We start from the raw sequence: 23,713 nt of genomic DNA, 5'->3' as shown, positions 1-23,713 counted from the left end.
CGTGCTGCCAGCCTACGGGATCACGGCATGCTGCCCGCAGTGTCAGCCGGCTGTGACTGTCACGGTGTGGTAGCCGGTGGCGCCGTCCGGGGCAACCGGGGTTTTCTGCTCGGGCTGCGCTGTGCCGCTTGAATCGGTGGCCCGGACCTGGATTTCGTGCTGTCCGGGGCCCAGTTCGAGGCCGTGCAGCCACTGCACCCAGGTGTCCTTGGAGATTCCCGGTGCCAGGTCCGCTTCCTGCCACGGGCCGCGGTCCACGCGTAGCTCCACCCGGCTGACTCCGCGGTGCTGCGCCCAGGCGACGCCGCCGAACTGCACTGTTCCGGCCTTGACGGTGGTGCCCTGCCGCGGGACGTCGATGCGGGACTGGGTCTTGATGGGCCCCAAGGCGCTCCAGCCGCGCGGCGTCCAATATCCTTGGTCCTCGGCGAAACGGGTGACCTTCAGTTCGGTGAGCCACTTGGTGGCTGAGACGTAGCCGTAGAGGCCCGGCACGATCATCCGCACCGGGAAGCCATGTTCGAGCGGCAACGGTTCCCCGTTCATGCCGACGGCGAGCAGGGCGTCCCGCACGTCGGTGAGGGCTTCGAGGGGCGTCCCGGCGGTCCAGCCGTCACTGCTGACGGACAGCACCATGTCCGCACCGTCCTTGGGGCCGGCCAGGGCCAGGAGTTCCCGGACCGGCCAGCCGAGCCACAAGGCGTTGCCGATCAGGTCCCCGCCCACCTCGTTGGAGACGCAGGCGATGGTGATGTGGCGGGCGGTCATCGGTTTGGCCAGGAGCTCGGCGAAGGACAACTCGATTTCCCGGTCAACCATTCCGCGAACCTTGAGCGTCCAGTCCTCCGGGCTCAGCGTCGGGACGATCAGGGCGGTGTCGATCCGGTAGAAGTCAGGATTCGGGGTCACGAGGGGCGAGATCCCCGGGACGTCGAGCGCGGCACCGTCCGGGATCGCCTGGGCCGGCGTCGTGGGTGCCGGGAGTGACAGGGCGCTGCGGGCGGATGCGGCGAGGCTTCCTGCGCGGCGGATGACCGCCGTCACGATTCCGGCGAGGGCTGCACCGGCGGCCCCGAGTCCCAGGAGCTGCAGGAAACTGCGGCGGGCCAGCGGCGCGGCCTCCTTGGCCCGGCCGCCGGCGGGATTCCAGGCGGCCACCCGCCGGGTGAGAAGCCGCAGCAGCGCCATCGCCAGCGCCGCCGCGGCCACCGGGGCGAGCGCGGCCAGCTGGACCGCCTGTGCCCGGGTCATCACCGCGGCCAGTCCCGCGGCGCCCGCGACGCCGGCGAGGACCACGCCGGCCCCGGGCCTGCGGTCCTCCAGGATTCCGGCGACGGCGGCGAGCGCCAGGGTGACCAGGCCGATGGAGGCGATCAGCACCGCCTTGTCCGCGGTGCCGAACCAGCTCACGGCGAGGTCCTTGACCCCCGGCGGGACGGCGTCGATCACCGCACCGCCCAAGGCGGTGACCGGCGATAGCCCGGGGCTCAGCAGGGCAGCGAGCAGCTCGCCGAGGGCGACGCCGGCGCCCACGGCAACCGTTCCGGCCGCGGCGGCCCATCGGGTCCGGGCGGCGGTGGTGCCCTTCGATAGGCGGGCTAGCTGGCTCATGGCGTGCCTTTCCCTGGTGGTGCCGATGCGGGGGCTGTGCCCGGTGCCGCGGGCAGGCGCAGTTCGAAGCGGCAGCCGTCCCCCCGGTTGGCCAACGATGCACTGCCGCCGTGGGCTTTGACGATCCCCGCAACCATGCTCAGGCCGACCCCCGCGCCGCTGAAACGGGAGCCGCCAAGCGCGGTGCCGTCGTCGTTCCTGCCGCGTGCGGGGTCTTTCTGCCAGCCGGTCTCGAAGACGTGTGCCAGGTCGTCCTCCGCGATCCCGCCGCAGCTGTCCTCGACGGTGACCACGAGTTCGGGCCCTGCGGCCCCTGCCCCGCCGGCGTCTGGGGCACCGCCGGCGTTCGCGGCAGCGACTATCCCGGCACCTACGCGGACCGTGCTGCCCGGCCGGCTGAAGATGACCGCGTTGTGCAGGATGTTCCGCACAGCCCGGCCCAGGCTGGGCCCGTCGGCGACGGCCATGCACTGGGCCACCCCGCCGCCGTCGAGCGTGATTCCGCGCCGGGCGGCCAGCGGCGCGAGGTCGGCGATGGCGTCGCTGAGGAGGTCGTACACATCGAGTTCCTCGGCCCGTAGCCGGAGGGATCCGGCCTGGATCCGGGAGAGTTCCAGGAGGTCGTTGACCATGGCGGCCATCTGTTCGCTTTGGCTGATGATCTTGCGGTGGTAGGCGGAGGGGTCCTGGGCCATGCCGTCTTCAAGGGCTTCGGCCATGGCGCGCATGCTGGCCAGGGGCGTGCGGAGATCGTGGGAGATCCAGGAGACGAGTTCCCGGCGGGCGTTCTCGACGGCGGCCTCCCGCCGCCGGGATTCCTCCAGCCGGACCCCGCTCTGTTCGAGTTCCCGGGCGAGCCGGGCCAGTTCCGAATTCATCGCCGGCAGGCCGCGGACCGGCTGCCGCCCGCCGTCCGTTCCGTCCGTCCCGCCCCCGCCGAGTTGCCGGGCGGCGGTGACGAGGCGTGCGGCGTTGCGCGACACCCCGGCACCCAGGACCAAGGCGATGCCCAGCGCGACGGCGGAGGCCAGCGCGAGGATGTACCACATGACTTCCAGGTCGCGGGCGGAGATGAACATGGCGTTGAAGGCACTCACCATACCCGCGACCAGGACGGCAACGGTGGCCAGGACCACGAGGCAGACCTGCACCAGGATGGAGGCGCGCCGAAGGTAGCGGAGCAGCACGATCGTCGCGGCGCCGATCGCAACAGCCCAGAGCAGCACCCAGGCCACGATGGTCAGCAGCTCAGCGCCCTCCATGGCTGTCTTCCTCCGGCACGGTCCCGGTCTCCGGCACGGTCCCGGTCTCCGGCAGGGTCCCGGTCTCCGGCAAATCAAGGCGGTAACCAACGCCCCACACGGTTTTCAGCAGCTGCGGCGCGGTGGGGTCGGCTTCGATCTTTTCCCGCAGGCGCCGGACGTGGACGGTAACAGTGGAGAGGTCGCCGAAGTCCCAGCCCCACACGGTCTTGATCAGCTCTTCGCGGCTGAACACCTGGTTCGGCCGGCGGAGCAGGAAGGCCAGGAGATCGAATTCGCGCAGGGTCAGGGCGAGCGGCTCGCCGTGGTGCAGCACGGTCCGGGCGGCCGGGTCCAGGAGGAAACCAGCGGTCTCCACCGGCGGTTCGGGCGCGAACTCCTTGATGCTGCGGCGCAGCACGGATTTCACCCGGAGCACGAGTTCGCGGGGCGAGAAGGGTTTGGTGACATAGTCGTCGGCGCCGGTTTCCAGGCCGAGGATCCGGTCGTCCTCCGTTCCCAGTGCGGTGACCATGATGACCGGCACGCTCATGGTCCGGCGCAGCCTGCGGCAGACTTCCACGCCGTCCAGCCCGGGCAGCATGCGGTCCAGCAGGACAAGGTCCGGCTGCCAGGAGGCCGCGAGGTCCAGTGCGCTGAAGCCGTCCGCGGCGATCCGCACCTGGAAGCCGGCCTGCACCAGGTAGTCCCGGACGACGCCGGCCAGCGTGGCCTCGTCCTCGACGACGAGGATGCGGCGGTTGCCTGAATCGGTGGGCCGATGCTCGACGGCGCCTCGATCGGCGGCGCCCGGAGGGGAAGCCTTGTTCACCCTCCCAGCATAGGTTTGTGCCCCGTCCGCGTAACGGTTCCGCGGGTCCGGAGGGCGATCCGTTGGGATTCCGTAAGAACTGGGCGTGAGAACCGGGCATTCTTTGACGACAAGGAGTGAAATGCGACGGTTCCCGGTAGGGAGCTTCCGCTCCGGGTGGCGTAGCCTGAAAACATGAGTGTTGGACTGGGAATGCCGCTGGTGCGCGCGGACGGGGACGCCGGCAATGGCGCCGTACCCCCGCCGCGCCCTGAAGGTGCCCCGGCGGGCCTGTTCGACGTCCACGGCCGCCGGGCCACCGACATGCGTCTGTCTCTGACAGACAAATGCAACCTGCGCTGCACCTACTGCATGCCCGCCGAGGGCCTGGAATGGCTGTCCAAGCAGGCTGTGATGACGGCGGAGGAAATCGTCCGGATCGTGGGCGTGGGTGTGCGTCAGCTGGGTGTGCGCGAACTCCGGCTCACCGGCGGGGAGCCGCTGGTCCGGGCCGACCTCGTGGACATCATCGCCGCCCTGCGCGCCGAACACCCCGAGCTGCCCATCTCGATGACAACCAACGGTGTCGGCCTGGACAAGAAGGCCGCCGCGCTCAAGGCCGCCGGCCTGAGCCGGATCAACGTATCCCTCGATTCGCTGCACGAGGAAACCTTCGCCCAGCTGACCCGCCGGCCCTTCCTGGACAAGGTGCTGGCCGGCGTCGAGGCCGCCTGGGACGCCGGGCTTGGACCGGTCAAGCTCAACGCCGTGCTGATGCGCGGAATCAATGACGCGGAAGCCCCCGGCCTCCTGGCCTGGGCCCTGGACCGCGGCTATGAGTTGCGTTTCATCGAACAGATGCCGCTGGACGCCGACCACGGCTGGACGCGGAGGAACATGATCACCGCAGCCGAAATCCGCGAACTCCTCTCCCGCGACTTCGTGCTCGGCCCCGATCCCCGCGAACGCGACGGTGCGCCGGCCGAACGTTTTGAAGTACGACGCCGGGAGCCCGGTTCCGCCGAAGCCGCCGGTCCCGTGCTGGGCACCGTGGGGATCATCGCCTCGGTGACTGAGCCGTTCTGTGCCGACTGCAAGCGAACCAGGATCACCGCGGAAGGCAAGATCATGAGCTGCCTGTTCTCGCGCGAGGAATTCGACCTCCTCGGACTGCTCCGCCAAGGCGCCGGGGACAAGGAACTGGCCGCCCGCTGGCAGGACGCCATGTGGGTCAAGCCCAAGGCACACGGCATGGACCACACCGGACTCGGCGCAGCGGACTTCGTCCAGCCCGACCGCAGCATGAGCGCAATCGGAGGCTGAACAACCTTGCTCGTACGCTACTTCGCTGCCGCACGTTCCGCGGCAGGCGTCGAAGAAGAACACCACCACCTGCCCGCAGGCAGCAGCCTGGAGGAATTGCTTACGGCGCTGCTCGCCGTCGAACGCGCAACTCCCCCGACCGGCACCCCACCGCTGGCACGCATCATCGCCCGGAGCAGCTTCCTGCGCAACGAAGTCGCCGTACGCGACCGCACGGTGGCGCTTGGCGAGGACGACGTCGTCGACGTCCTGCCGCCCTTCGCCGGCGGATAGGCTGCCTCAGGCTTTCCGGAAGCGGGCGCTGAGGAAAGCCGTGAACTCCGGTGCCTTGCCCATGCGGAGGCTGCCGCTGTGGACCAGTTCCCCGCCGTCGATCCTGAAGCTGTGGCGTGAGGTGCCCCGCTGGCTGTGCCGTTCGAGGGTGAGGGTGCCGCCTTGCCAGTGGCCACGGGCGGGGGCTTCCGGCGGTTTGCCAATGCTGTCCACGTAGTACCAGAGGGTGTCGCCATGGTCCGGGTCCACGGTGAACACCCCGTGGCCTTCGAAATGGGAACCGTCGGCTTCCAGGTGCCTGTAGCTTTGCACCACCGCATGCCCACCCGCGGTCTTCGTGAAGACGACCTCCGCCTCGACCGTGCGGGCAGGACCCGACGGCGACGCGGCCAGTTCGGCACTCCCCCGCCACCGGCCGAGGAACGCTTCCAGGGATTCAGCTGCGGACGGGTGCCGCTGATCGCGCATGATGCCTCCGGCCCCATCTTCTGCCCGCCCGCCGGACATGTCCACCGTTCCGGCACGGACATGTCCATCCGGAAATGCGAAGAGTGGACATTTTCGGAATATGTCCACTCTTCAACGCCGGCAGCGGACATGTCCCGCTGGGGATCCTGGGCTCAGAGTCCGAAGGTCTCGGTCTCTTCGAAAGGACCCACCACGGTGACGGTGCGGGGCGAGGCGGCCAGCTCACGGGCCAGTTCCTGGACCTCGACGGCGGTGACGGCCTTGATCCGGCGCAGCGTCTCGTCGATGTCCTGGAACTCGCCGGACACCAGTTCGGCACGGCCCAGGCGTGACATCCGCGAGCCGGTGTCTTCCAAGGCGAGGACGATCCCGCCGCTCAGCTGGCCCACGGCCTTGCTCAGCTCCTCCTCGGTGATGCCGTCGGCGGCGAGCTTGTCCAGCTCGGCACCAAGCAGTTCCAGGACCTGCTTGACCTTCGACGGCGTGCAGCCGGCGTACATGCCGAAGTAGCCGGCGTCGGCGTAGGAGGAGGCAAAGGAGTAGGTGGAGTAGACGAGGCCGCGCTTCTCCCGGATTTCCTGGAACAGCCGCGAGGACATGCCGCCGCCCAGCACGGCGTTCAGCACGCTCATCACGAAGCGGCGCTCGTCCGTGGCCACCAGCGAGGGGCAGCCCATGATGATGTTGGCCTGCTCCACCGGGCGCTTGACCACCTGCAGCCCGGCGGTTCCGGTGATCGACGCCCGCTCGGTGGACCGCCTCTCCACCGGTGCGGCACCCTCGCGCAGCTCCCACCCGGCATCCCGCAGCGCCTCGGTCACGAGGCGGCAGACGACGTCGTGGTCCAGGCCGCCGGCCGCGGTGATGACGAGTTCGTCGGGCCGGTAGTAGCGCCGGTAGTGTTCCCAGACCGAGTCCCGGGAGACGCCTTTGATGGCGGCGGGCGTTCCGCCGATCGGCCGGCCCAGTGGGTGCACGCCGAGCACGGCGGCAACGAACTTCTCGTGGGCCACATCGGTGGGGTCGTCGCTGTCCATGGCGATTTCCTCGAGGATGACGTCGCGTTCCTGCTCCAGCTCGGCCGGGTCCAGGACGGCGCCGGTGATCATGTCCGCGATGACGTCGATCGCCATCGGGAGGTCCGAGTCGAGGACGCGGGCGAAGTAGCAGGTGCTTTCCTTGGCGGTGGCCGCGTTGGATTCGCCGCCCACTTCGTCAAATGCGGAAGCGATCTCAAGGGCGGTGCGCCGCTTGGTGCCCTTGAACAGCAGGTGTTCCAGGAAGTGGGTGGAGCCGTGTTGCCCTTCGGCCTCGTCGCGGGAGCCTACCCCCACCCAGAAGCCGATGGTGGCCGAACGCTGCCCGGGCATGGCCTCGGTCAGTACCCGCACCCCGCCGGGGAGCACCGAGCGCCGGACGACGGAGCCGCCCTCGGCACCGTGGATCAGTTCGCCTCCGGGCAGGGTTTGCTCAAGCGGGAGAGGTACGACAGTCATCAAAGCCTTTCGGTTTGCGGCGGGCCGCGATCTGGCTGCCATGGTAGCAGCGGCCGCTTCCGCGTGGGTCCGGGGTTTGCTTCCGGGTTAAAAGCGGCGCGGGGCCGGTGGAGGTACCACCGGCCCCGCGACCTGTGCTGGGATGCTACTCCGCGGATTCCTCGGCAGGAGCTTCCTCGGCAGCTGCGCCTTCTTCCTCGGCCACAACCGGGGAGAGGGAAAGCTTGCCGCGGTCATCGATCTTGGTGATTTCCACCTGGACCTTCTGGCCGACGGAGACGACGTCTTCGACGTTGTCCACGCGCTTGCCGTTGGCCAGCTTGCGCAGCTCGGAGATGTGCAGCAGGCCGTCCTTGCCCGGGGTCAGGGAAACGAAAGCACCGAAGGTGGTGGTCTTGACGACCGTGCCCAGGTAGCGCTCACCGATTTCCGGAACCTGCGGGTTGGCGATGGCGTTGATCGCGGAACGTGCTGCTTCGGCAGACGGACCGTTGGTGGCGCCGATGTAGACGGTGCCGTCGTCCTCGATGGAGATGTCGGCGCCGGTGTCTTCCTGGATCTGGTTGATCATCTTGCCCTTGGGGCCGATGACCTCGCCGATCTTGTCCACCGGGATCTTGACGGCGATGACGCGAGGCGCGAACTCGGAGAGCTCGTCCGGGGTGTCGATCGCAGCGTTCAGGACGTCCAGGATGTGCAGGCGGGCCTCACGTGCCTGCTTCAGGGCGGCGGCCAGGACCGAGGCCGGGATGCCGTCGAGCTTGGTGTCCAGCTGGATGGCCGTGACGAACTCGGAGGTACCGGCGACCTTGAAGTCCATGTCACCGAAGGCATCTTCGGCACCCAGGATGTCGGTCAGGGCGGCGTAGCGGGTCTGGCCGTCAACCTCGTCGGAAACGAGGCCCATGGCGATGCCGGCAACCGGAGCCTTCAGCGGCACACCGGCGTTGAGCAGCGACAGGGTGGAGGCGCAGACGGAACCCATCGACGTCGAACCGTTGGAACCGAGTGCCTCGGATACCTGGCGGATGGCGTAGGGGAATTCCTCGCGGCTGGGCAGCACGGGAACCAGGGCGCGCTCGGCGAGTGCACCGTGGCCGATTTCGCGGCGCTTCGGGGAACCGACGCGGCCGGTCTCGCCGGTGGAGTACGGCGGGAAGTTGTAGTTGTGCATGTAGCGCTTGGTCTTCTCCGGCGACAGGGAGTCGATCTGCTGCTCCATCTTGAGCATGTTCAGCGTGGTGACGCCCATGATCTGGGTTTCGCCGCGCTCGAAGATGGCGGAGCCGTGCACGCGGGGCAGGACCTCGACCTCGGCAGTGAGCTGGCGGATGTCCGTCAGGCCACGGCCGTCGATGCGGATCTGGTCCTTGAGGATGCGCTGGCGCACAACCTGCTTGGTGACCGAACGGAACGCTGCGGAGAGTTCCTTCTCGCGGCCTTCGAACTCGCCGGCGAGGGCCGAGAGGACCTCATCCTTGAGCTCGTCGGAAGCGTTGTCGCGCTCCTGCTTGTCGGCGATCTGGAAGACAGCGGCGAGCTTGTCCTCGGCGGCGGCGCTGACGGCGGCGTAGACGTCGTCCTGGTAGTCCAGGAAGATCGGGAACTCGACCGTGGGCTTGGCGGCGCGGGCAGCCAGGTCCGCCTGTGCCTCGCACAGGGCCTTGATGAACGGCTTGGCGGCCTCGAGGCCTTCAGCGACAACCTCTTCGGTGGGGGCGGTGGCGCCCTGTTCCTTGATGAGGTTCCAGGAGTTGTCCGTGGCCTCGGCTTCGACCATCATGATCGCAACGTCGTCACCCGCGATGCGGCCGGCAACCACCATGTCGAACACGGCGTTCTCGAGCTGGGAGTGCTTCGGGAAGGCAACCCACTGGGTGCCCTGCTCGTCGGCGATGAGGGCGACGCGGACGCCGCCGATCGGGCCGGAGAACGGCAGGCCGGAAAGCTGGGTGGAGATCGAGGAGGCGTTGATGGCCACGACGTCGTAGAGCTCGTCCGGGTTGATCGCCAGGACGGTCACGACGATCTGGACCTCGTTGCGCAGGCCCTTGACGAAGGCCGGGCGCAGCGGGCGGTCCATCAGGCGGCAGGCCAGGATGGCCTCGGTGGACGGGCGGCCTTCACGGCGGAAGAACGAGCCCGGGATGCGGCCCGCAGCGTACATGCGCTCTTCGACGTCAACCGTCAGCGGGAAGAAGTCGAAGCCTTCGCGCGGGGACTTGCCGGCGGTGGTGGCGGACAGCAAGGCGGTGTCGTCGTCGATGTAGACCATCGCGGCGCCGGCAGCCTGCTTGGCAAGGCGGCCGGTTTCGAAGCGGATGACCCGCTTGCCGAAACGGCCGTTGTCGATGATGGCTTCGGAGAACTGGATTTCGGGACCCTCCATTGAGAGTCACCTCCGTTTCTTGATAGCGGAAGTCCGCCGCATCAACCCAGGCCGGGTCTGTTCCGAGCCTGTACGACACCCGGTCATCGATCGAGACCCTCGGGCTCCGCCGTCGGAATGGACGGACGTTCCCGGGGATCACTACCGAGGACCGCGAATGCGCGATGCGGTTGATTTCCTTGGATGTAGTTGTGCGTGAAGCGGGCGGCCCGTTCCCTGGGGATCGGGCCGCCCGAAGTCAAACTAGCGGCGCAGGCCGAGACGCTCGATGAGCGAACGGTAGCGGGCAATGTCAACGTTCTTCAGGTAGGTCAGCATGCGCTTGCGACGACCGACCAGGGCGAGCAGGCCGCGCTGGGTGTGGAAGTCGTGCTTGTGCTCCTTCATGTGCTCAGTCAGATCCTTGATCCGCTGAGTCAGGACAGCAATCTGGACCTCAGGCGAACCGGTGTCGCCTTCGGAGGTTGCGTATTCCTTGATGATGGACTGCTTTACAGCGGCGTCGAGTGCCACATGAACTCCTAGAGTTGTGCCGTGCGTCCCGAGTCAGCGCTTCACTGCCGGGTTGCTGGGTGGCGGTAGCCGCGCACGCAACAGGTCCAGCCGCCACGGACTGCAGCCGAACCATCGACCAGTTTACCGGCAGGGCGCCGGAGTTGTCGAAACGCGGGAGGCGCCGGAACCGGGCAGGCTACCGGCCGATTTCGGTGCGCACGGCGAAGAGCTCCGGGAAGAACGTCAGTTCGAGGGCCTTCTGCAGGAAGGATACGCCGCTGGAACCGCCGGTTCCGGTCTTCATGCCGATGGTCCGCTGGACCGTGCGCAGGTGCCGGAAGCGCCAGAGCTGGAAGTTGTCTTCGAGGTCCACCAGTTCTTCGCAGGCTTCGTAGGCTCCCCAGTTGTCCTGGGCGTTTTCGTAGATGTGCTTGAAGAGCGGCACCAGTTCCGGGGCGAACTCATGCGCCTGCGTGACATCGCGTTCCAGGACTGAGGCGGGCACCTCAAAGCCCTGCCGGTGCAGGTAGGACAGGAATTCGTCGTAGATGCTTGGCGCGTGCAGGAGTTCCTCCAGCATGGCCTTTGCCTCCGGATCGGACTCGAACACGGGGATCATCTTGGCGTTCTTGTTGCCGAGTGCGAACTCCACGGCACGGTACTGGGCGGACTGGAACCCGGAGGAGTTGCCCAGGAAGCCGCGGAACTCGGAGTACTCGGTGGGCGTCAGGGTGGCCAGGACGGACCACTGCTCGGTGAGTGTCTTCTGGATGTGCTTGACCCGGGCGATGGCCTTGAGCGCTGCGCCGAGCTCGTCGGAGCGAAGCCACGCGGCGGCGCTGCGGAGCTCGTGGAGCACGAGCTTCAGCCACAGTTCGGTGGTTTGGTGCTGGATGATGAACAACAGTTCGTCGTGGTGCTCGGGCTTGCTGACCGGTTGCTGTGCGCTGAGCAGCACCGGCAGCTGCAGGTACGAGCCGTAGCTCATCCGGGTGCTGAAGTCCCGGACGATTCCGTCCTCAAGCGGGCGGGTGTTCTTCTCGACGCTCATTGTGCGGCCGTATCCTCCGTGTTGCGGGTCAGCAGGATGTTCCGGGCCTGGATGACGTCCAGGCGCATCTGCTCCACAAGGGCTTCCGGCCCACGGTACGCGACCATGCCGCGCAGCCGCGCGGTGAATTCGACAATCACTGTCTGGCCGTAGAGATCAAAGGCCTCCACGGCTTCCTCCGGACGGTCGATGACGTGCGCCTCGACCTGCCGGCTGACGCCGTCGAAGGTCGGGTTGGAACCGACGGAAATGGCGGCCGGCCAGCGGGTGCCGGCGGCGTCGACGAGCCAGCCGGCGTAGATGCCGTCGGCCGGGACGTAGCCGCTGGCGTCGTGCGCCAGGTTGGCGGTGGGGAATCCCAGGGCGCGGCCGCGGGCGGCGCCGTGCACCACTTCGCCGCGCATCCGGTGCGGCCGGCCGAGCACCGCGGTGGCGGTGGCGACGTCGCCCTCGGCAAGGGCCTCGCGCACCCAGGTGGAGGAACACCGGCGGCCGGAGTCGCCGTCGTGCCAGCGGCCGTCCTCGCCCTCAAGCGGTGCCCCGCCGGCCCCGTACTCGTCGACCACCGTGACGTCGAAGCCCAACACCTTGCCCAGTTCCTGCATGGTGACCACGTCGCCGGAGTTACCGGCACCGAAGCGGAGGTCGTGTCCCACCACAACGTGGGCGGCGTGCAGGCCGTCCACCAGCACGCCCCGGGCGAATTCCTCGGGGCTCATCCCGGCCAGGTCCAGGTTGTACTTCATTACCAGGACGGCCTCGACGCCGGTCTGCGCCAAGGCGTCCAGCTTGTCCTGCAAACCCATCAGCAGTTCCGGCGCCGATTCCGGGCGGTGGACCTGGGCCGGGTGGGGGTCGAAGGTGACGACGACGGAGCGGCTGCCGCGCTGGGCGGCAGTGCTCAGGAGGTGCGCGAGGACCTCCTGGTGCCCGCGGTGGACGCCGTCAAAATTTCCGATGGTAACGACACTGGGGCCGAAGTCTTCGGGGACTTCGCTGGGATCGTTCCAGATGTGGACCATCAACCTCGCCTTTTGCTGCTGTTCAGCCAATCACTGGCTGTTCACTACCACCGGCGGCCTGGTCCGGCGCCGGAACTCTCTAAGGGTACCCGTTCAGTTACTGCGCGTTCGCCGAAGGTACGTCCGCCTTGCCGGGCCGGCGCTTGTTCAGCCACAGCAGCCCAAGGATCGGCAGGACCAGGGGCACGAAGCCATAGCCGCGACCGAAGAGGGACCAGACGGTGTCGTGCGGGAAGGCCACGGGGTCGAACAGGCTGAACGCGCCGACCACGATCACGCCCACGAGTTCCACCAGCACCGCGGCCAGGGACACCTTGAACCAGGTGCGGCCGGGCTTGGCGAGGGACACGGTGGCCACCAGGTACACGATGGCGGCGAAGGCCGAGAGGATGTGCGCCAGCGGCGCTTCGGCGAATTTGGTGGCGATCTGGTAGCCGGCGCGGGCCGTCGCGGAGATCGCGAACACCGCATAGACGGCGATCAGCAGCCGCCCGGGACCGGTGTTGCGGGTATCCCGGCTTGTCGCTGCCCGCTTCTTCTTGGACGTGGTCTCTGTGGACACCTTCGGTGCTTCTTTCATGTCAGTACCAGATCTGGTTCATGCGGGCGGCCATTACCAGCGCGGTGACGCCGACGGCGGCCAGGACGAAGTTGCTCCAGCGGGTCCGTTCCAGGATGGACCAGTACACGGCGCCCAGCGGGAGCATGAGGGCGGTGGCGAGGTAGCCCCAGAACTCCCAGGCCTCCCCCGCTATCCGCTCCCCCGCGATCACCCGGATGATGGAGCCCACCAGGTAGACCAGCAGGACGAGTTCGACGGCGGCCACCGAGAGGATGGTGATGTCGTTCGGGGCCTTCTTCATCAGGCCCGCCACGAGGCAGGTAACGGTGGAGATGAGGCCGACGGCCAGCACCGCGTAAAAGTAGCCGTCCACGCTCAGCCAGCCGCCTTTTCGTTTCCCGGTTTTTCATTGCCCGGCTTCTCGTTGCCCGGTTTCTCGTTGCCCGGCGCGAAGACCAGGACGGGTTTGGCGTGGCTGCCGGCGTCGGCCAGCAGCGCTACCAGCTCGCCGGACGGGGCGAAGGCGGCTACCGGGTTGTCGGCGGTGGCCGCGTCCGGGGTTCCCGCGGCAGCTCCGGCGGCGATGCGGCGGCCGTAGGAGATCTCGATGCTTTCGGCTTCGCTCAACTCGCGGCTGGGCATAAGGGCGCGGGCGGCCTCGGACATCTCCAGGACATCCAGTTCCTCAGCCAGTTCCTCCAGGGTGCGGGCCTGCTCCAGGGTGTAGGGGCCCACCTTGGTGCGGCGCAGTGCGGTCAGGTGGCCGCCGACGCCGAGCGCCTCGCCGAGGTCGCGGGCCAGGGCCCGGATGTACGTCCCGGAGGAACAGTCGACCTCGACGTCGACGTCGACGACGCGGCCGCCGTCGACCCTGCGGATGTCCAGCACGTCGAAGCGGTGGATGGTGACCGGCCGGGCGGCGAGCTTCACTTCCTCGCCGGAACGGACGCGGGCGTAGGAGCGTTCGCCGTTGACCTTGATGGCGCTGACACTGCTGGGGACCTGCTGGATGGCGCCGCGCAGGGCCTCGATTCCCCCATTGATGCCCGCCTCGTCCACAGCCTCGGCGCTGTGGGCGGCGGTGACTTCGCCTTCGGCGTCGTCGGTGATGGTGGCTTCACCCAGGCGTATGGTGGCGGAATAGCTCTTGGTGGTTCCGACGATGAAGCTCAGCAGCCGGGTGGCCTTGTTGATGCCGAGGACGAGGACGCCGGTGGCCATGGGATCCAGGGTCCCGGCATGGCCGACTTTCCGGGTACCGGCCAGCCTCCGCATCCGTCCAACCACGTCGTGGCTGGTCCATCCCTGCGGTTTGTCGACAATCACCAGTCCAGAAAGCACGCCTCCCAGTATATCTAGTACTCGGTGCGCTGCTCGTTGTGCCGCCATGCGTCGAAAGGCGCCTCGGCGCCGTCGACCTCTGTGTGCTGGACGGGCAGCAGTTCCGGGCGGCCGCCGTCGAAGTACTCGTAGAACACGGCGTCGTCGAAGCCGGCGCGGGCGGCACCGTGCCGGTCGGCAGCGAAGTAGACGCGATCTATCCTGCCCCACAGGGCTGCGGACAGGCACAAGGGGCAGGGTTCGCAGCTGGCGTAGAGGACGGCGCCGCTGAGGTCGAAGGTGCCGCTGGCCGCGGCTGCGCGGCGGATGGCCACCACCTCGGCGTGGGCGGTGGGGTCGTTGTCGCGGGTGACCCGGTTGCTGCCTTCGTGGACGGTTCCGTCGGCCGTGACCACGACGGCGCCGAACGGCCCGCCGCCGTCGTCGACGTTCTGCACGGCGAGCCGGATGGCGTGCTCCAGATAGCGTCCGGGGTCAGGATCCGCAGTCATGCTCCGATCTTAGCCAGCGCCGGCCCTTTTGGATGCAGGAAAGCCGGACCCGCCAGCGGGTCCGGCTTTCCGTGACATTGGAGGGCCGCTAGCGGCCGCTATCCTCGTCGATGTCCTCATCGTCCCGGAGGTCGATGTCCTCTTCGTCGAAGTCGTCCTCGTCGATGTCTTCATCGCGGGGCGCGTCGCTCTTATAGGGGTCGGCGTCGCCGGCGTGCTTGGCACCGGCCCTGAGGGCGGCCACCTCGGCATCGCGCTGCTTGGCGGTGCGCAGCAGTTCCTCCAGGTTGGAGGCGTTGACGGGCACCATGTCCGGGACGAACTCGAGGGTGGGGGTCAGGCGCACGGTGATGTTCCGGCCCACCTCCTGCCGGAGGACGCCCTTGGCCTTTTCCAGTGCCCTGGCGGCGTCGGCGTGGGCGACTTCGTCGCCGAAGACGGTGTAATACACGGTGGCATGCTGGAGATCGTTGGTGACCCGGGCATCCGTAATCGTGATGGCGCCCACCCGCGGATCCTTGACCCGCCGGCCCAACGCCTCGGCAACAACAACCTTAATCCGCTGCGCCAACTTGGCAGCCCGTGCGGGATCAGCCATTTCCACTCCTAAAAAATCTGGGGTACGACGGCGACAGCGGCTGACGTACCCGGGTTCTGTAAGGTGCCACCCGCCTCAGGCGAGTCTAGACGGACTGCCGGACGCCCAAGCCGCGAAGGCGGCATGGGGGCCCGGGAGTGGCATCGGGCCTTTCTGAACCGGAAGGCTCACGATCGCAGATCGTGAGCCTTCCGGCGAAGGGGCGGGGCCCCATACCGCCGTAGCGGCAGGTGAGGCGCCCCGGCCGATAGTTACCTTAGACGCGCGGCTTCTCGCGCATCTCGAAGGTCTCAATGATGTCGCCTTCGGCGATGTCGTTGAAGGACCCCAGGCCGATACCACACTCGAAGTCCGTGCGGACCTCGGTGGCGTCGTCCTTGAAGCGCTTGAGCGTCTCAACCGTGAGGTTCTCGCCGATGACCTTGCCGTCGCGGGATACGCGCGCCTTGGTGTTACGGCGGATGATGCCCGAGCGGACGATCGAGCCGGCGATGTTTCCGAACTTGGAGGAACGGAAGACTTCGCGGACCTCGGCGGTACCCAGCTGGAATTCTTCGTACTCCGGCTTGAGCATGCCCTTGAGTGCGAGCTCGATGTCGTCGATCGCCGAGTAGATGACCGAGTAGAAGCGCATGTCCACGCCTTCGCGGTCGGCCAGTTCAGCAACGCGCTCAGCCGGCTTGACGTTGAAGCCAATGATGATCGCGTTGTCCACGGTGGCGAGGTTGACGTCGTTCTGCGTGATGGCACCCACACCGCGGTGGATGACGCGCAGCTGCACGTCCTCGTCGCCCACATCGATCTTGAGCAGGGCGTCTTCGAGGGCTTCCACGGCACCGGATACGTCACCCTTGAGGATGAGGTTGAGGGTGTCGATCTTGCCTTCGGCAACGGCCTTGTCGAAGTCTTCCAGGCTGATCCGCTTGCGGCGCTTGGCCAGTGCCGCGTTGCGGTCGGCTGCCTCGCGCTTTTCGGCGATCTGGCGGGCCGTACGCTCGTCCGGGGTCACCAGGAAGGTGTCACCGGCGCGCGGCACGTTGGACAGGCCGAGGACCTGGACCGGGCGGGACGGCAGCGCGACGTCGAGGGCGTTGCCGTCCTCGTCGAACATTGCACGGACACGGCCGTGGGCGGTGCCGGCAACGATGGTGTCGCCGACGGCCAGGGTACCGGACTGCACCAGGACGGTGGCCACGGAACCGCGGCCCTTGTCCAGGTTGGCTTCGATCGCGATACCGCGAGCGTCCTTGTCCGGGTTGGCGCGCAGGTCGAGCGCGGCATCCGCGGTGAGCAGCACGGCGTCGATCAGTTCGTCGATGTTGAGGTTCTGGCGGGCAGAGACCTCAACGAACATGGTGTCGCCACCATATTCTTCGGGAACCAGGCCGTACTCGGAGAGCTGGCCCTTGACCTTGTCCGGGTTGGCGCCGTCCTTGTCGATCTTGTTGACCGCGACGACGATCGGCACGTTGGCAGCCTGGGCGTGGTTGAGCGCTTCGACCGTCTGCGGCATGACGCCGTCGTCGGCCGCGACCACCAGGATGGCGATGTCGGTGACCTTCGCACCACGGGCACGCATGGCGGTGAACGCCTCGTGACCGGGGGTGTCAATGAAGGTGATGTCGCGCATGGCACCTTCGTGCTCATGGCTGATCTGGTAGGCACCGATGTGCTGGGTGATGCCACCGTGCTCGCCGGCCACCACGTTGGTCTTGCGGATGGCATCCAGCAGTCGGGTCTTACCGTGGTCGACGTGGCCCATGACCGTGACTACCGGCGGGCGCGGTTCGAGGACGTCGTCGCCTTCGGCTTCCAGTTCGGCGTCGAGGTCGATGTCGAAGGAATCCAGCAGCTCGCGCTCTTCGTCTTCCGGAGACACGACCTGGACCTTGTAGCCCAGTTCCTCGCCCAGCAGGGCGAAGGTGTCCTCGTCGAGGGACTGCGTGGCGGTGGCCATCTCACCCAGGTGGAACAGCACGGTCACCAGTGCAGCGGGGTTTGCCTCGATCTTGTCGGCGAAGTCCGTGATGGAGGAGCCACGGCGGAGGCGGACAACAGTGTTGCCGTCGCCGCGGGGCACCGAAACGCCGCCCAGGGACGGAGCACTCATCTGCTCCAGTTCCTGACGCTTTGCACGCTTCGACTTACGCTGCTTGCCACGGCCTGCGCCGCCCTTGCCGAAGGCACCCTGGGTACCGCCGCGGCCGCGGCCGCCCTTGCCGAAGCCGCCGCCTGCGGGAGCTCCGCCGCCGCCGGTGCCGGGAGCACCGCCCGGACGGCCGGGGCCGCCGGGACGACCGGCACCGCCCGGACGGCCTGCGCCAGGCGCCGGACGTTCGGTGCGGTTGGGCATCATGCCCGGAGTCGGGCGGGGGCCGCCGGGACGCGGTGCGCCGGGGCGCGGGGCGCCCGGACGCGGTGCGCCGGGGCGGGGTCCGCCTGCACCGGCTGCCGGACGGGGACCGCCGGCGCCAGCTGCTGCAGGACGCGGACCGCCGGGACGTTCGCCTTCCGTGCGGGCGCCGCCGGGACGCGGCATGCCCTGGGAGGTTGCAAAGGGGTTGTTGCCCGGGCGCGGAGCACGGTCGCCTTCACCGCGGCCGCGGGGCATGCCCTGGGACGTTGCGAAGGGGTTGTTGCCCGGACGGGGGCCGCCGGGGCGCGGAGCCTGGCCCGGACGTGACGGAGCCGGAGCTTCGGTGCGCGGAGCCGGACGAGCGCCGGGCTTGGCGGAAACGGGGTTTGCCGGGGCTGCAGCGCTGGGCGCAGCCGGAGCAGCAGGTGCTGCCGGCGCGGGAGCCTTGGGCGCGGCCGGGCCGGGAACCGGACCCGGGCGCGAGGCAACCGGAGCAGCCTGTGCGTTCGAGGCTACCGGAGCCTTCGGGGCGGCGGGGGCCTTGGGCGCCACGGGGGCGTCTGCCTTGGCGGCACCGGCACCCGGGTAGGCGTTGCGAAGCTTCCGCACAACGGGAGCTTCGATGGTGGAGGAAGCGGAACGGACGAATTCGCCCAGTTCCTGCAGTTTGGTCACTGCTTCCTTGGAGGTGATTCCGAGCTCTTTCGCGAGCTCGTGGACGCGGTACTTGGCCACTTTTCTCCTGTCTCGGTCCGCACCGAGCCAGGTACGAACCGTCTACTTCTTACTGCGGGCCTCCGCCGCGCATGCAGCTGCAAGGCCCTGTGCAGAGCGCAACAAAGTTGTCATCGTTGCGTACTCATCGCTGGGAACTCATCGGGTTTCCATCAGTTTTCTGACCCGCTTTCAGGTTTGGACGGTTGTTCCGCGGCGGCCGGAGCCTCCGCGGGTGGCATGCCTGCGAGGTAGCGTTCGACGGCGGCTGTGTCGCTCGCGCCCGCGAGGGCCCGGGCGAAGGCGCGCCGTTTGGTTGCCAGCATCAGGCAGTTGCCGCTGGGGTGCAGCCACGCACCCCGGCCAGCCATCCGGCGTCGTACATCCACCAGGACGACGGGTGACCCGCCGCCTTCGGCGACAAGCCGGATCAGCTCATTCCGTGCTCCGTGTTTCCGGCATCCGATGCAGGTCCGCACGGGCTGGTGCCCGCTTGAAAGGGGTGCGGCCACTGGGTGTTCAACCATCCTCAGTGTCCTATACCCGTCCTTCTTCGTTCCTGTTTCCCGGCACCGCCCGGAAGGGCAGGCCGCCCCGAGGGGCGGCGCCACCTAATTCAAAGCAACGCAAATCAACGCAGCGCCAAGGAAAACGGATACCGGACGCAAGCCCGGCTCCAACCAGTCTAGTCCCCCGGGTGCCCGGCCACCGAATCCGGGGACGGCGCGGCCGGGCTTCCGAAGGGACCTGCCGGCCGGCTAGTTGCCGTGGCCCTGCGCGGCGTCGGAGACGATGTCGATGCGCCAGCCGGTCAACTTGGCCGCGAGGCGGGCATTCTGCCCTTCCTTGCCGATCGCGAGCGACAGCTGGTAGTCCGGGACCACTACGCGGGCGGAGCGGGTGGACTCGTCGATGATGGTGACGGAATTCACACGCGATGGCGACAGCGAGTTGGCGATGAAGGTCGCAGGATCGTCGCTGAAGTCGACGATGTCGATCTTTTCGTCATTCAGTTCGGTCATGACGGCGCGCACGCGGGAACCCATTTCGCCGATGCACGCGCCCTTGGCGTTGATGCCCGCGACGTTGGCCTTGACGGCCATCTTGGTCCGGTGGCCGGCTTCACGGGCCAGGGCAACGATCTCGACCGAACGGTCCGCGATCTCCGGAACTTCCAGTTCGAACAGCTTCCGGACCAGGCCGGGGTGCGAACGGGACAGTGTGATCGAGGGGCCCTTGGCACCGCGGTGTACGTCCACCACGTAGGCGCGCAGGCGGCTGCCGTGGGTGTACTTCTCGCCGGGAACCTGTTCGGGCGGCGGCAGGAGGGCCTCGACGGTGCCGAGGTTGACCTGGATCATGTGCGGGTTGTTGCCCTGCTGGATCAGGCCTGCCACCAGTTCGCCTTCGCGGCCCTTGAATTCGCCCAGGACGTTGTCGTCCTCGACGTCGCGCAGGCGCTGCAGGATGATCTGGCGAGCGGTGCTGGCCGCGATCCGGCCGAAACCGTCCGGGGTGTCCTCGAACTCGCCGACAGCTTCGCCGTCGTCGTTGAACTCGGTGGCCCAGATGGTCACGTGGCCGCTCTTGCGGTCCAGCTCGGCACGGGCCTTTTCGTAGGCGCCGGGCGTCTTGTGGTAGGCCACCAGGAGGGCTTGTTCGATGGTGGGGATCAGGAGGTCCAGCGGGATTTCGCGCTCACGCTCCAGTAGTCTCAGCGCGCTCATGTCAATATCCATCAGGCCTCCTCGGAAGGTCCATCGTGTTCGTCTACCAGCCCGGCCTCGTCGAGGTGGCTGAATTCAATTTCGACTTTTCCTTGCCGGATCCTGTCGAAAGGAAGCTTCACGGGGTCGCCATGCTTGGGCTTCATCCCCTTCTTGACCTCGAGTTCCGGAATCAGGGTCACGCCGTCGTCGTCGACGGACTGGATCCTTCCGGTGAGGTTTTCGCCCTGGATGACGTTGACCTTGACCATGCGGCCGCGTGCGCGGTGCCAGTGGCGGGGCTCGGTCAGCGGACGGGAAACGCCGGGCGAGGAGACTTCGAGGTCGTACGGCCGGCCGTCGTCGTGGGGATCGTTGTCCAACACATCGGACAGGGCCCGGGAGATCTCGGCGATGACGTCAAGGCTCACGCCGCCGGTTTCCTCCTGCGGGAGGTCGATGACCACCTGGACCGTGCGGTGCGAACCTGCGACCTGGACGGTGACGTCTTCAAGGTATAGCCGGCTGGCCTGGACCACTGGTTCCAGCAGTGCCTTGAGCCTGCTTTCTTCGGGGTTGCCGGCGGCTGCCGCCTGTGCTCCAGCCTGGTCTGTTGAAGTCCTGGCTTCCGAATCACTCACTGGCCAGCCGCCTCCCGTTCGATGTTGTTGTGAGTACTAGGGTATCGAGTTTCACGGCGAGGTGGTGCACCGCGGTTCCGCCGGCGGCCCCTGCACATGACACCATGGACTGTTGTGAATGACGAGACTGCGGAAAATCCGGAGCGCCCTGCGGAAAACCATGGGCCCCACGGCTGGGTGAAGGCCGTGCTTGTGTCTTTGCTCGCAGTCCTCGTCCTGGGCACCGGGGCGGTGCTGCTGCCGGCCAACGACGGGCCTGCCCCGGAGCCGCCGTTTTCCGAAGCCGCGAAGGCCGCCGCCTACGCCGAAACCCGCGCGCTGCTGGTGGACGCCTCGGCCGCCGGCAGCGCGCCTGCCACAGCGGCGCTGCTGGAAACCCAGGCGCGGGCGCTGCTCGCCCCTGCCCCGGCGTCGCCCACTGCTGCTTGGTCCGCTGCGGTCTCCTCGGCTCCCGCGGGGCCTTCTTCGAAAGCCGCGTTCCTCGCCCGGCTCTCCCGCAGTGCGGCGCAACGCCTGGCCGACGCCGGAAAGAGCGACGGCGGGACGGCCCGCCTGCTTGCCGCCGTCGGCACAGCGCAGCTGCTGGAGTCGGTACGGCTGGCAGGGGCGTGGGGACTGCCCGCGCCGGCCGGACCTTCCCTGGCTCTTCCGACGGCGGCGCCCTCCCCCGCAGCTGCGCCCTCCCCCGCAGCTGCGCCCACCTGCACTTCCGGCGCGGGCACGACGACGGCAGCGCCTCCGGCCGGCGAGGCTGACCCGGCGGGCGCCGGAGACGCACTGGCCGCCGTCGTGGGCGCCGAACAGAAGGCTGTCTACGTCTACCAGGTCGCCCTCACCCGGCTTGACGGACCCGATGCCGGAACGGCCGCCGGGGATCTCGCCCGCCACCAGGAGCTGTTGCGCGAGGCCGAGGCCCTGGCCCGCGTGCACTGCACCGAACCGCCGCCGCGCGAAGCCGGGTACCGGCTGCCGGCGGACTTCGGGACCCAGGCAGCCGCGGCGCTCGGGGAACAGGAGTCGGCCACGCTCGCTGCCTACGGCGAACTGGTGGCACTTTCGGACGGCGAAACCCGCCGATGGGCCATGGCCGGATTGCTGGACGGTGCCCGTCGGCTGGAATCCTGGGGCACGCTGCCGGGAGCACTGCCTGGCCTGCCCGTCGACCCTGCGGCCTTGCCGGGACTTCCGGAAAGCACCTCCGCTCCCCAGCGGTAGGCCAGCCTTACTTCGCTGGCGCCCGCCGCCCTGGGGTGCTTGGCTGGAGCCATGGCATCCACGGAAAAAGCCTCGCATCACGACAACGAACCGCACGAGAATGACATCGCCCGGCGCCTGAACTGGTTGCGGGCCGGCGTCCTCGGGGCCAACGACGGGATTGTTTCGGTTGCAGCGATCGTGGTCGGCGTGGCCGGTGCCACCACCAACACGGGTGCGATCCTCGCAGCCGGCGCGGCGGGCGCACTGGGCGGTGCGGTGTCGATGGCTCTGGGCGAGTATGTGTCCGTCAGCAGCCAAAGCGACAGCCAAAAGGCCCTGATCGAGAAGGAACGCCGGGAACTCGAGGAACAGCCCGAAGAGGAACTGGCCGAACTGGCCGCCATCTATGAGGCCAAGGGGCTCACCTCCGGGACAGCCTGGACCGTGGCGAAGGAACTGACCGCCCACGACGCCCTCGCGGCCCATCTGTCCGCCGAGCTGAACATCGACGAGGACGGCATCGTGAGCCCATGGCACGCCGCGTTCGCGTCCGCGGTCGCCTTCACCCTGGGTGCCCTGCTCCCCTTGCTTTCAATCCTCCTTCCCCCGCCGGCTTTGCGGGTACCATTGACGTTCGCTTCGGTGCTACTGGCGCTGGCGCTGACCGGTGCGGTGGGTGCCTGGATCGGCGGCAGCTCCAGGACGCGGGCCGCCGTCCGCGTGGTAGTTGGCGGCGCCCTTGCCCTGGCAGCGACATTCAGCCTCGGCAGCCTGCTGGGGTCCAGCGGGATCATCTGAGGCTTAGACACCTCCCGCCGCTCCATGGGGCCGCGACGGGGTTCCCGGGCCCGAGAAAGGGGTGGCGATAGGCTGACGGGTATGAGCAGCCATATTCCGGTCCCGGCCGATCTGCGGGCCCGCTATTCGCGTACCGCGGAGGGCAGGGCGTGGCTGGCTGCGCTTCCCGGCTACCTCGAGGCGGGCATGGAGCGCTGGGAGCTGACCCTCGATCTTCCCGCCGGGGCGGAGCCGTGGAACGGCCACGGCGGAATCGTGGTGCCGGTATTGCGGGACGGCGTGGCCGTTGTGCTTAAGGTCGCGTTTCCGCACCCCGAGGCCTTGACTGAAAGCCACGCCCTGGCGTTGTGGAACGGCCATGGCGCGGTGCGCCTGCTCGAAGCGGAGCAGGAAACATGTGCCATGCTCCTGGAGCGTCTCGACGCCGGCCGCTGGCTGCAGGATGTTCCGCTGGACCACGCGCGCGACGCCTGGGGGACGGTGATGCGGGAACTCAGCATTGATTCCGGCGACGGCCCGGTCTGGGAAGAGTTCGAGCACGCGGCGGCGAAGGCCGAGCGCTGGAGCGACGAGCTTCCCGCCGACTGGGAACAACTTGGCCGGCCGTTCCCCCGCTGGCTCCTGGAAGCTGCCCTGGAGGTGTGCCAGACCCGCGGCGCCGTGGGCCGGCGGGCGGGCAAGGACGTCCTGGTCCACGCCGACCTCCATTTCATGAACATCCTTCCCCTTCCCGGAACCGGTGATGCTCCCGACGCCGGCAGCTACCGCGCCATCGATCCGCAGCCGGTGATCGGTGAGGCCGAGTTCGGGGTTGCCCCCGTGCTGTGGAACCGGATTGGCGAGCTGCCGCAGTCCTCCCCCGAGCTGGCGCTTCTCGAGCGCTGCCACGACTTCAGCAACGCCGCGGGGTTGGACCCGGAAACGGCCCGGCAATGGAGCCTCACCCGGGAGGTGGAGAACGCGCTGTGGTACGCCGCGAAGCCCGGGCACGACGGCGACCTCGCCCGCTCCTTGTGGGTTGCCAGCACCCTGGCCGGGCGGACCTTGGAGGGCCTGCCCGCCGCCCACGAATTGCCGGCCCCTGGTGGCGCCGCCCTGAGCTAGGCGTCGCCCTTAGCTAGGCGGCCGC

General features: G+C 68.2%; 23 protein-coding genes. 5 read left to right on the top strand and 18 right to left on the bottom strand.

The annotated features are described in order from the left end of the window. Nucleotides 1–42 precede the first annotated feature (42 nt). The 3 genes from ACZ9CK_RS05920 to ACZ9CK_RS05910 are packed head-to-tail and all read right to left on the bottom strand — an operon-like array spanning nucleotide 43 to nucleotide 3,606. A complete protein-coding gene (locus ACZ9CK_RS05920) occupies nucleotides 43–1,611 on the bottom strand; it encodes a molybdopterin-dependent oxidoreductase (protein WP_476049493.1) in 1,569 nt (522 codons plus the stop codon). Next, nucleotides 1,608–2,873, bottom strand: a complete 1,266-nt coding sequence (locus ACZ9CK_RS05915; RefSeq protein WP_476049492.1) for a sensor histidine kinase — start codon at nucleotides 2,871–2,873, stop codon at nucleotides 1,608–1,610. Before ACZ9CK_RS05915 ends, ACZ9CK_RS05920 begins: the two co-directional genes overlap by 4 nt. Continuing rightward, nucleotides 2,860–3,606, bottom strand: a complete 747-nt coding sequence (locus ACZ9CK_RS05910) for a response regulator transcription factor (protein ID WP_476050866.1) — start codon at nucleotides 3,604–3,606, stop codon at nucleotides 2,860–2,862. Before ACZ9CK_RS05910 ends, ACZ9CK_RS05915 begins: the two co-directional genes overlap by 14 nt. Nucleotides 3,607–3,858: 252 nt before the next feature. On the opposite strand from ACZ9CK_RS05910, the gene moaA reads away from it, so the two are divergent. Both moaA and ACZ9CK_RS05900 read left to right on the top strand, forming a co-directional pair. Then, on the top strand, nucleotides 3,859–4,986 hold the full coding sequence (gene moaA, locus ACZ9CK_RS05905) for a GTP 3',8-cyclase MoaA (RefSeq protein ID WP_476049491.1): 1,128 nt from the start codon (nucleotides 3,859–3,861) through the stop codon (nucleotides 4,984–4,986). Nucleotides 4,987–4,992: 6 nt separating this feature from the next. Further along, nucleotides 4,993–5,259: a MoaD/ThiS family protein gene (locus ACZ9CK_RS05900; RefSeq protein ID WP_426302849.1), complete on the top strand. Its 267-nt coding sequence runs from the start codon at nucleotides 4,993–4,995 to the stop codon at nucleotides 5,257–5,259. Between the two features lie 6 nt (nucleotides 5,260–5,265). Here ACZ9CK_RS05900 and ACZ9CK_RS05895 read toward each other — a convergent pair whose 3' ends face one another. From ACZ9CK_RS05895 to rimP, 15 genes are all read right to left on the bottom strand, one after another. After that, nucleotides 5,266–5,727, bottom strand: coding sequence for a DUF1579 family protein (locus ACZ9CK_RS05895; protein ID WP_476049490.1), 462 nt, complete (start codon nucleotides 5,725–5,727; stop codon nucleotides 5,266–5,268). Nucleotides 5,728–5,879: 152 nt separating this feature from the next. Continuing rightward, nucleotides 5,880–7,223: a M16 family metallopeptidase gene (locus tag ACZ9CK_RS05890; protein WP_426302847.1), complete on the bottom strand. Its 1,344-nt coding sequence runs from the start codon at nucleotides 7,221–7,223 to the stop codon at nucleotides 5,880–5,882. A gap of 145 nt (nucleotides 7,224–7,368) precedes the next feature. Further along, nucleotides 7,369–9,612, bottom strand: a complete 2,244-nt coding sequence (locus ACZ9CK_RS05885; protein ID WP_476049489.1) for a polyribonucleotide nucleotidyltransferase — start codon at nucleotides 9,610–9,612, stop codon at nucleotides 7,369–7,371. A 243-nt stretch (nucleotides 9,613–9,855) separates the two neighbouring features. Next, a complete protein-coding gene (gene rpsO, locus ACZ9CK_RS05880) occupies nucleotides 9,856–10,125 on the bottom strand; it encodes a 30S ribosomal protein S15 (protein ID WP_070350904.1) in 270 nt (89 codons plus the stop codon). Between the two features lie 178 nt (nucleotides 10,126–10,303). Beyond that, nucleotides 10,304–11,158 carry a tryptophan 2,3-dioxygenase gene (gene kynA / locus ACZ9CK_RS05875; protein ID WP_426302845.1) on the bottom strand — a complete coding sequence of 285 codons (855 nt, stop codon included), beginning with the start codon at nucleotides 11,156–11,158 and terminating at the stop codon, nucleotides 10,304–10,306. After that, nucleotides 11,155–12,180 carry a bifunctional riboflavin kinase/FAD synthetase gene (locus ACZ9CK_RS05870; protein ID WP_476049488.1) on the bottom strand — a complete coding sequence of 342 codons (1,026 nt, stop codon included), beginning with the start codon at nucleotides 12,178–12,180 and terminating at the stop codon, nucleotides 11,155–11,157. The genes kynA and ACZ9CK_RS05870 overlap by 4 nt, the downstream gene beginning before the upstream one ends. A 97-nt stretch (nucleotides 12,181–12,277) precedes the next feature. After that, a complete protein-coding gene (locus tag ACZ9CK_RS05865; protein ID WP_426302843.1) occupies nucleotides 12,278–12,760 on the bottom strand; it encodes a hypothetical protein in 483 nt (160 codons plus the stop codon). A gap of 1 nt (nucleotide 12,761) precedes the next feature. Beyond that, nucleotides 12,762–13,115, bottom strand: a complete 354-nt coding sequence (locus tag ACZ9CK_RS05860; RefSeq protein WP_115788065.1) for a hypothetical protein — start codon at nucleotides 13,113–13,115, stop codon at nucleotides 12,762–12,764. Nucleotides 13,116–13,117: 2 nt separating this feature from the next. Further along, on the bottom strand, nucleotides 13,118–14,083 hold the full coding sequence (gene truB, locus ACZ9CK_RS05855; protein ID WP_476049487.1) for a tRNA pseudouridine(55) synthase TruB: 966 nt from the start codon (nucleotides 14,081–14,083) through the stop codon (nucleotides 13,118–13,120). A 14-nt stretch (nucleotides 14,084–14,097) separates the two neighbouring features. Further along, nucleotides 14,098–14,574, bottom strand: coding sequence for a nucleoside deaminase (locus ACZ9CK_RS05850; RefSeq protein ID WP_426302840.1), 477 nt, complete (start codon nucleotides 14,572–14,574; stop codon nucleotides 14,098–14,100). Between the two features lie 88 nt (nucleotides 14,575–14,662). Beyond that, a complete protein-coding gene (rbfA, locus tag ACZ9CK_RS05845; protein WP_476049486.1) occupies nucleotides 14,663–15,172 on the bottom strand; it encodes a 30S ribosome-binding factor RbfA in 510 nt (169 codons plus the stop codon). Between the two features lie 256 nt (nucleotides 15,173–15,428). Next, nucleotides 15,429–18,263 (bottom strand): translation initiation factor IF-2, encoded by a 2,835-nt coding sequence (gene infB, locus ACZ9CK_RS05840; protein ID WP_476049485.1) that lies wholly within the window; start codon nucleotides 18,261–18,263, stop codon nucleotides 15,429–15,431. A 152-nt stretch (nucleotides 18,264–18,415) separates the two neighbouring features. Continuing rightward, a complete protein-coding gene (locus ACZ9CK_RS05835) occupies nucleotides 18,416–18,769 on the bottom strand; it encodes a YlxR family protein (RefSeq protein ID WP_426302837.1) in 354 nt (117 codons plus the stop codon). Nucleotides 18,770–19,000: 231 nt separating this feature from the next. After that, entirely contained in the window at nucleotides 19,001–19,981 is a 981-nt protein-coding gene (gene nusA, locus ACZ9CK_RS05830; RefSeq protein ID WP_426302836.1) for a transcription termination factor NusA, read from the bottom strand. Then, nucleotides 19,981–20,589, bottom strand: a complete 609-nt coding sequence (gene rimP / locus ACZ9CK_RS05825) for a ribosome maturation factor RimP (protein ID WP_426302835.1) — start codon at nucleotides 20,587–20,589, stop codon at nucleotides 19,981–19,983. The genes nusA and rimP overlap by 1 nt, the downstream gene beginning before the upstream one ends. A 192-nt stretch (nucleotides 20,590–20,781) precedes the next feature. Here rimP and ACZ9CK_RS05820 point away from each other — a divergent pair, with 192 nt between their 5' ends. The 3 genes from ACZ9CK_RS05820 (at nucleotide 20,782) to ACZ9CK_RS05810 (ending at nucleotide 23,688) form a co-directional block, all read left to right on the top strand. Then, on the top strand, nucleotides 20,782–21,804 hold the full coding sequence (locus tag ACZ9CK_RS05820) for a ferritin-like domain-containing protein (RefSeq protein WP_476049484.1): 1,023 nt from the start codon (nucleotides 20,782–20,784) through the stop codon (nucleotides 21,802–21,804). Between the two features lie 51 nt (nucleotides 21,805–21,855). Then, complete coding sequence (locus tag ACZ9CK_RS05815) at nucleotides 21,856–22,584, top strand: VIT1/CCC1 transporter family protein (RefSeq protein ID WP_426302833.1); 729 nt, start codon at nucleotides 21,856–21,858, stop codon at nucleotides 22,582–22,584. Nucleotides 22,585–22,665: 81 nt separating this feature from the next. Beyond that, on the top strand, nucleotides 22,666–23,688 hold the full coding sequence (locus ACZ9CK_RS05810; protein WP_426302832.1) for an aminoglycoside phosphotransferase family protein: 1,023 nt from the start codon (nucleotides 22,666–22,668) through the stop codon (nucleotides 23,686–23,688). Nucleotides 23,689–23,713 lie beyond the last annotated feature (25 nt).

This window comes from Arthrobacter sp. TE26545 (genome assembly GCF_056279005.1).
The sequence above is the reverse complement of the archived record's forward strand: the minus strand, read 5'-3'. Positions and strand labels throughout refer to the sequence as shown.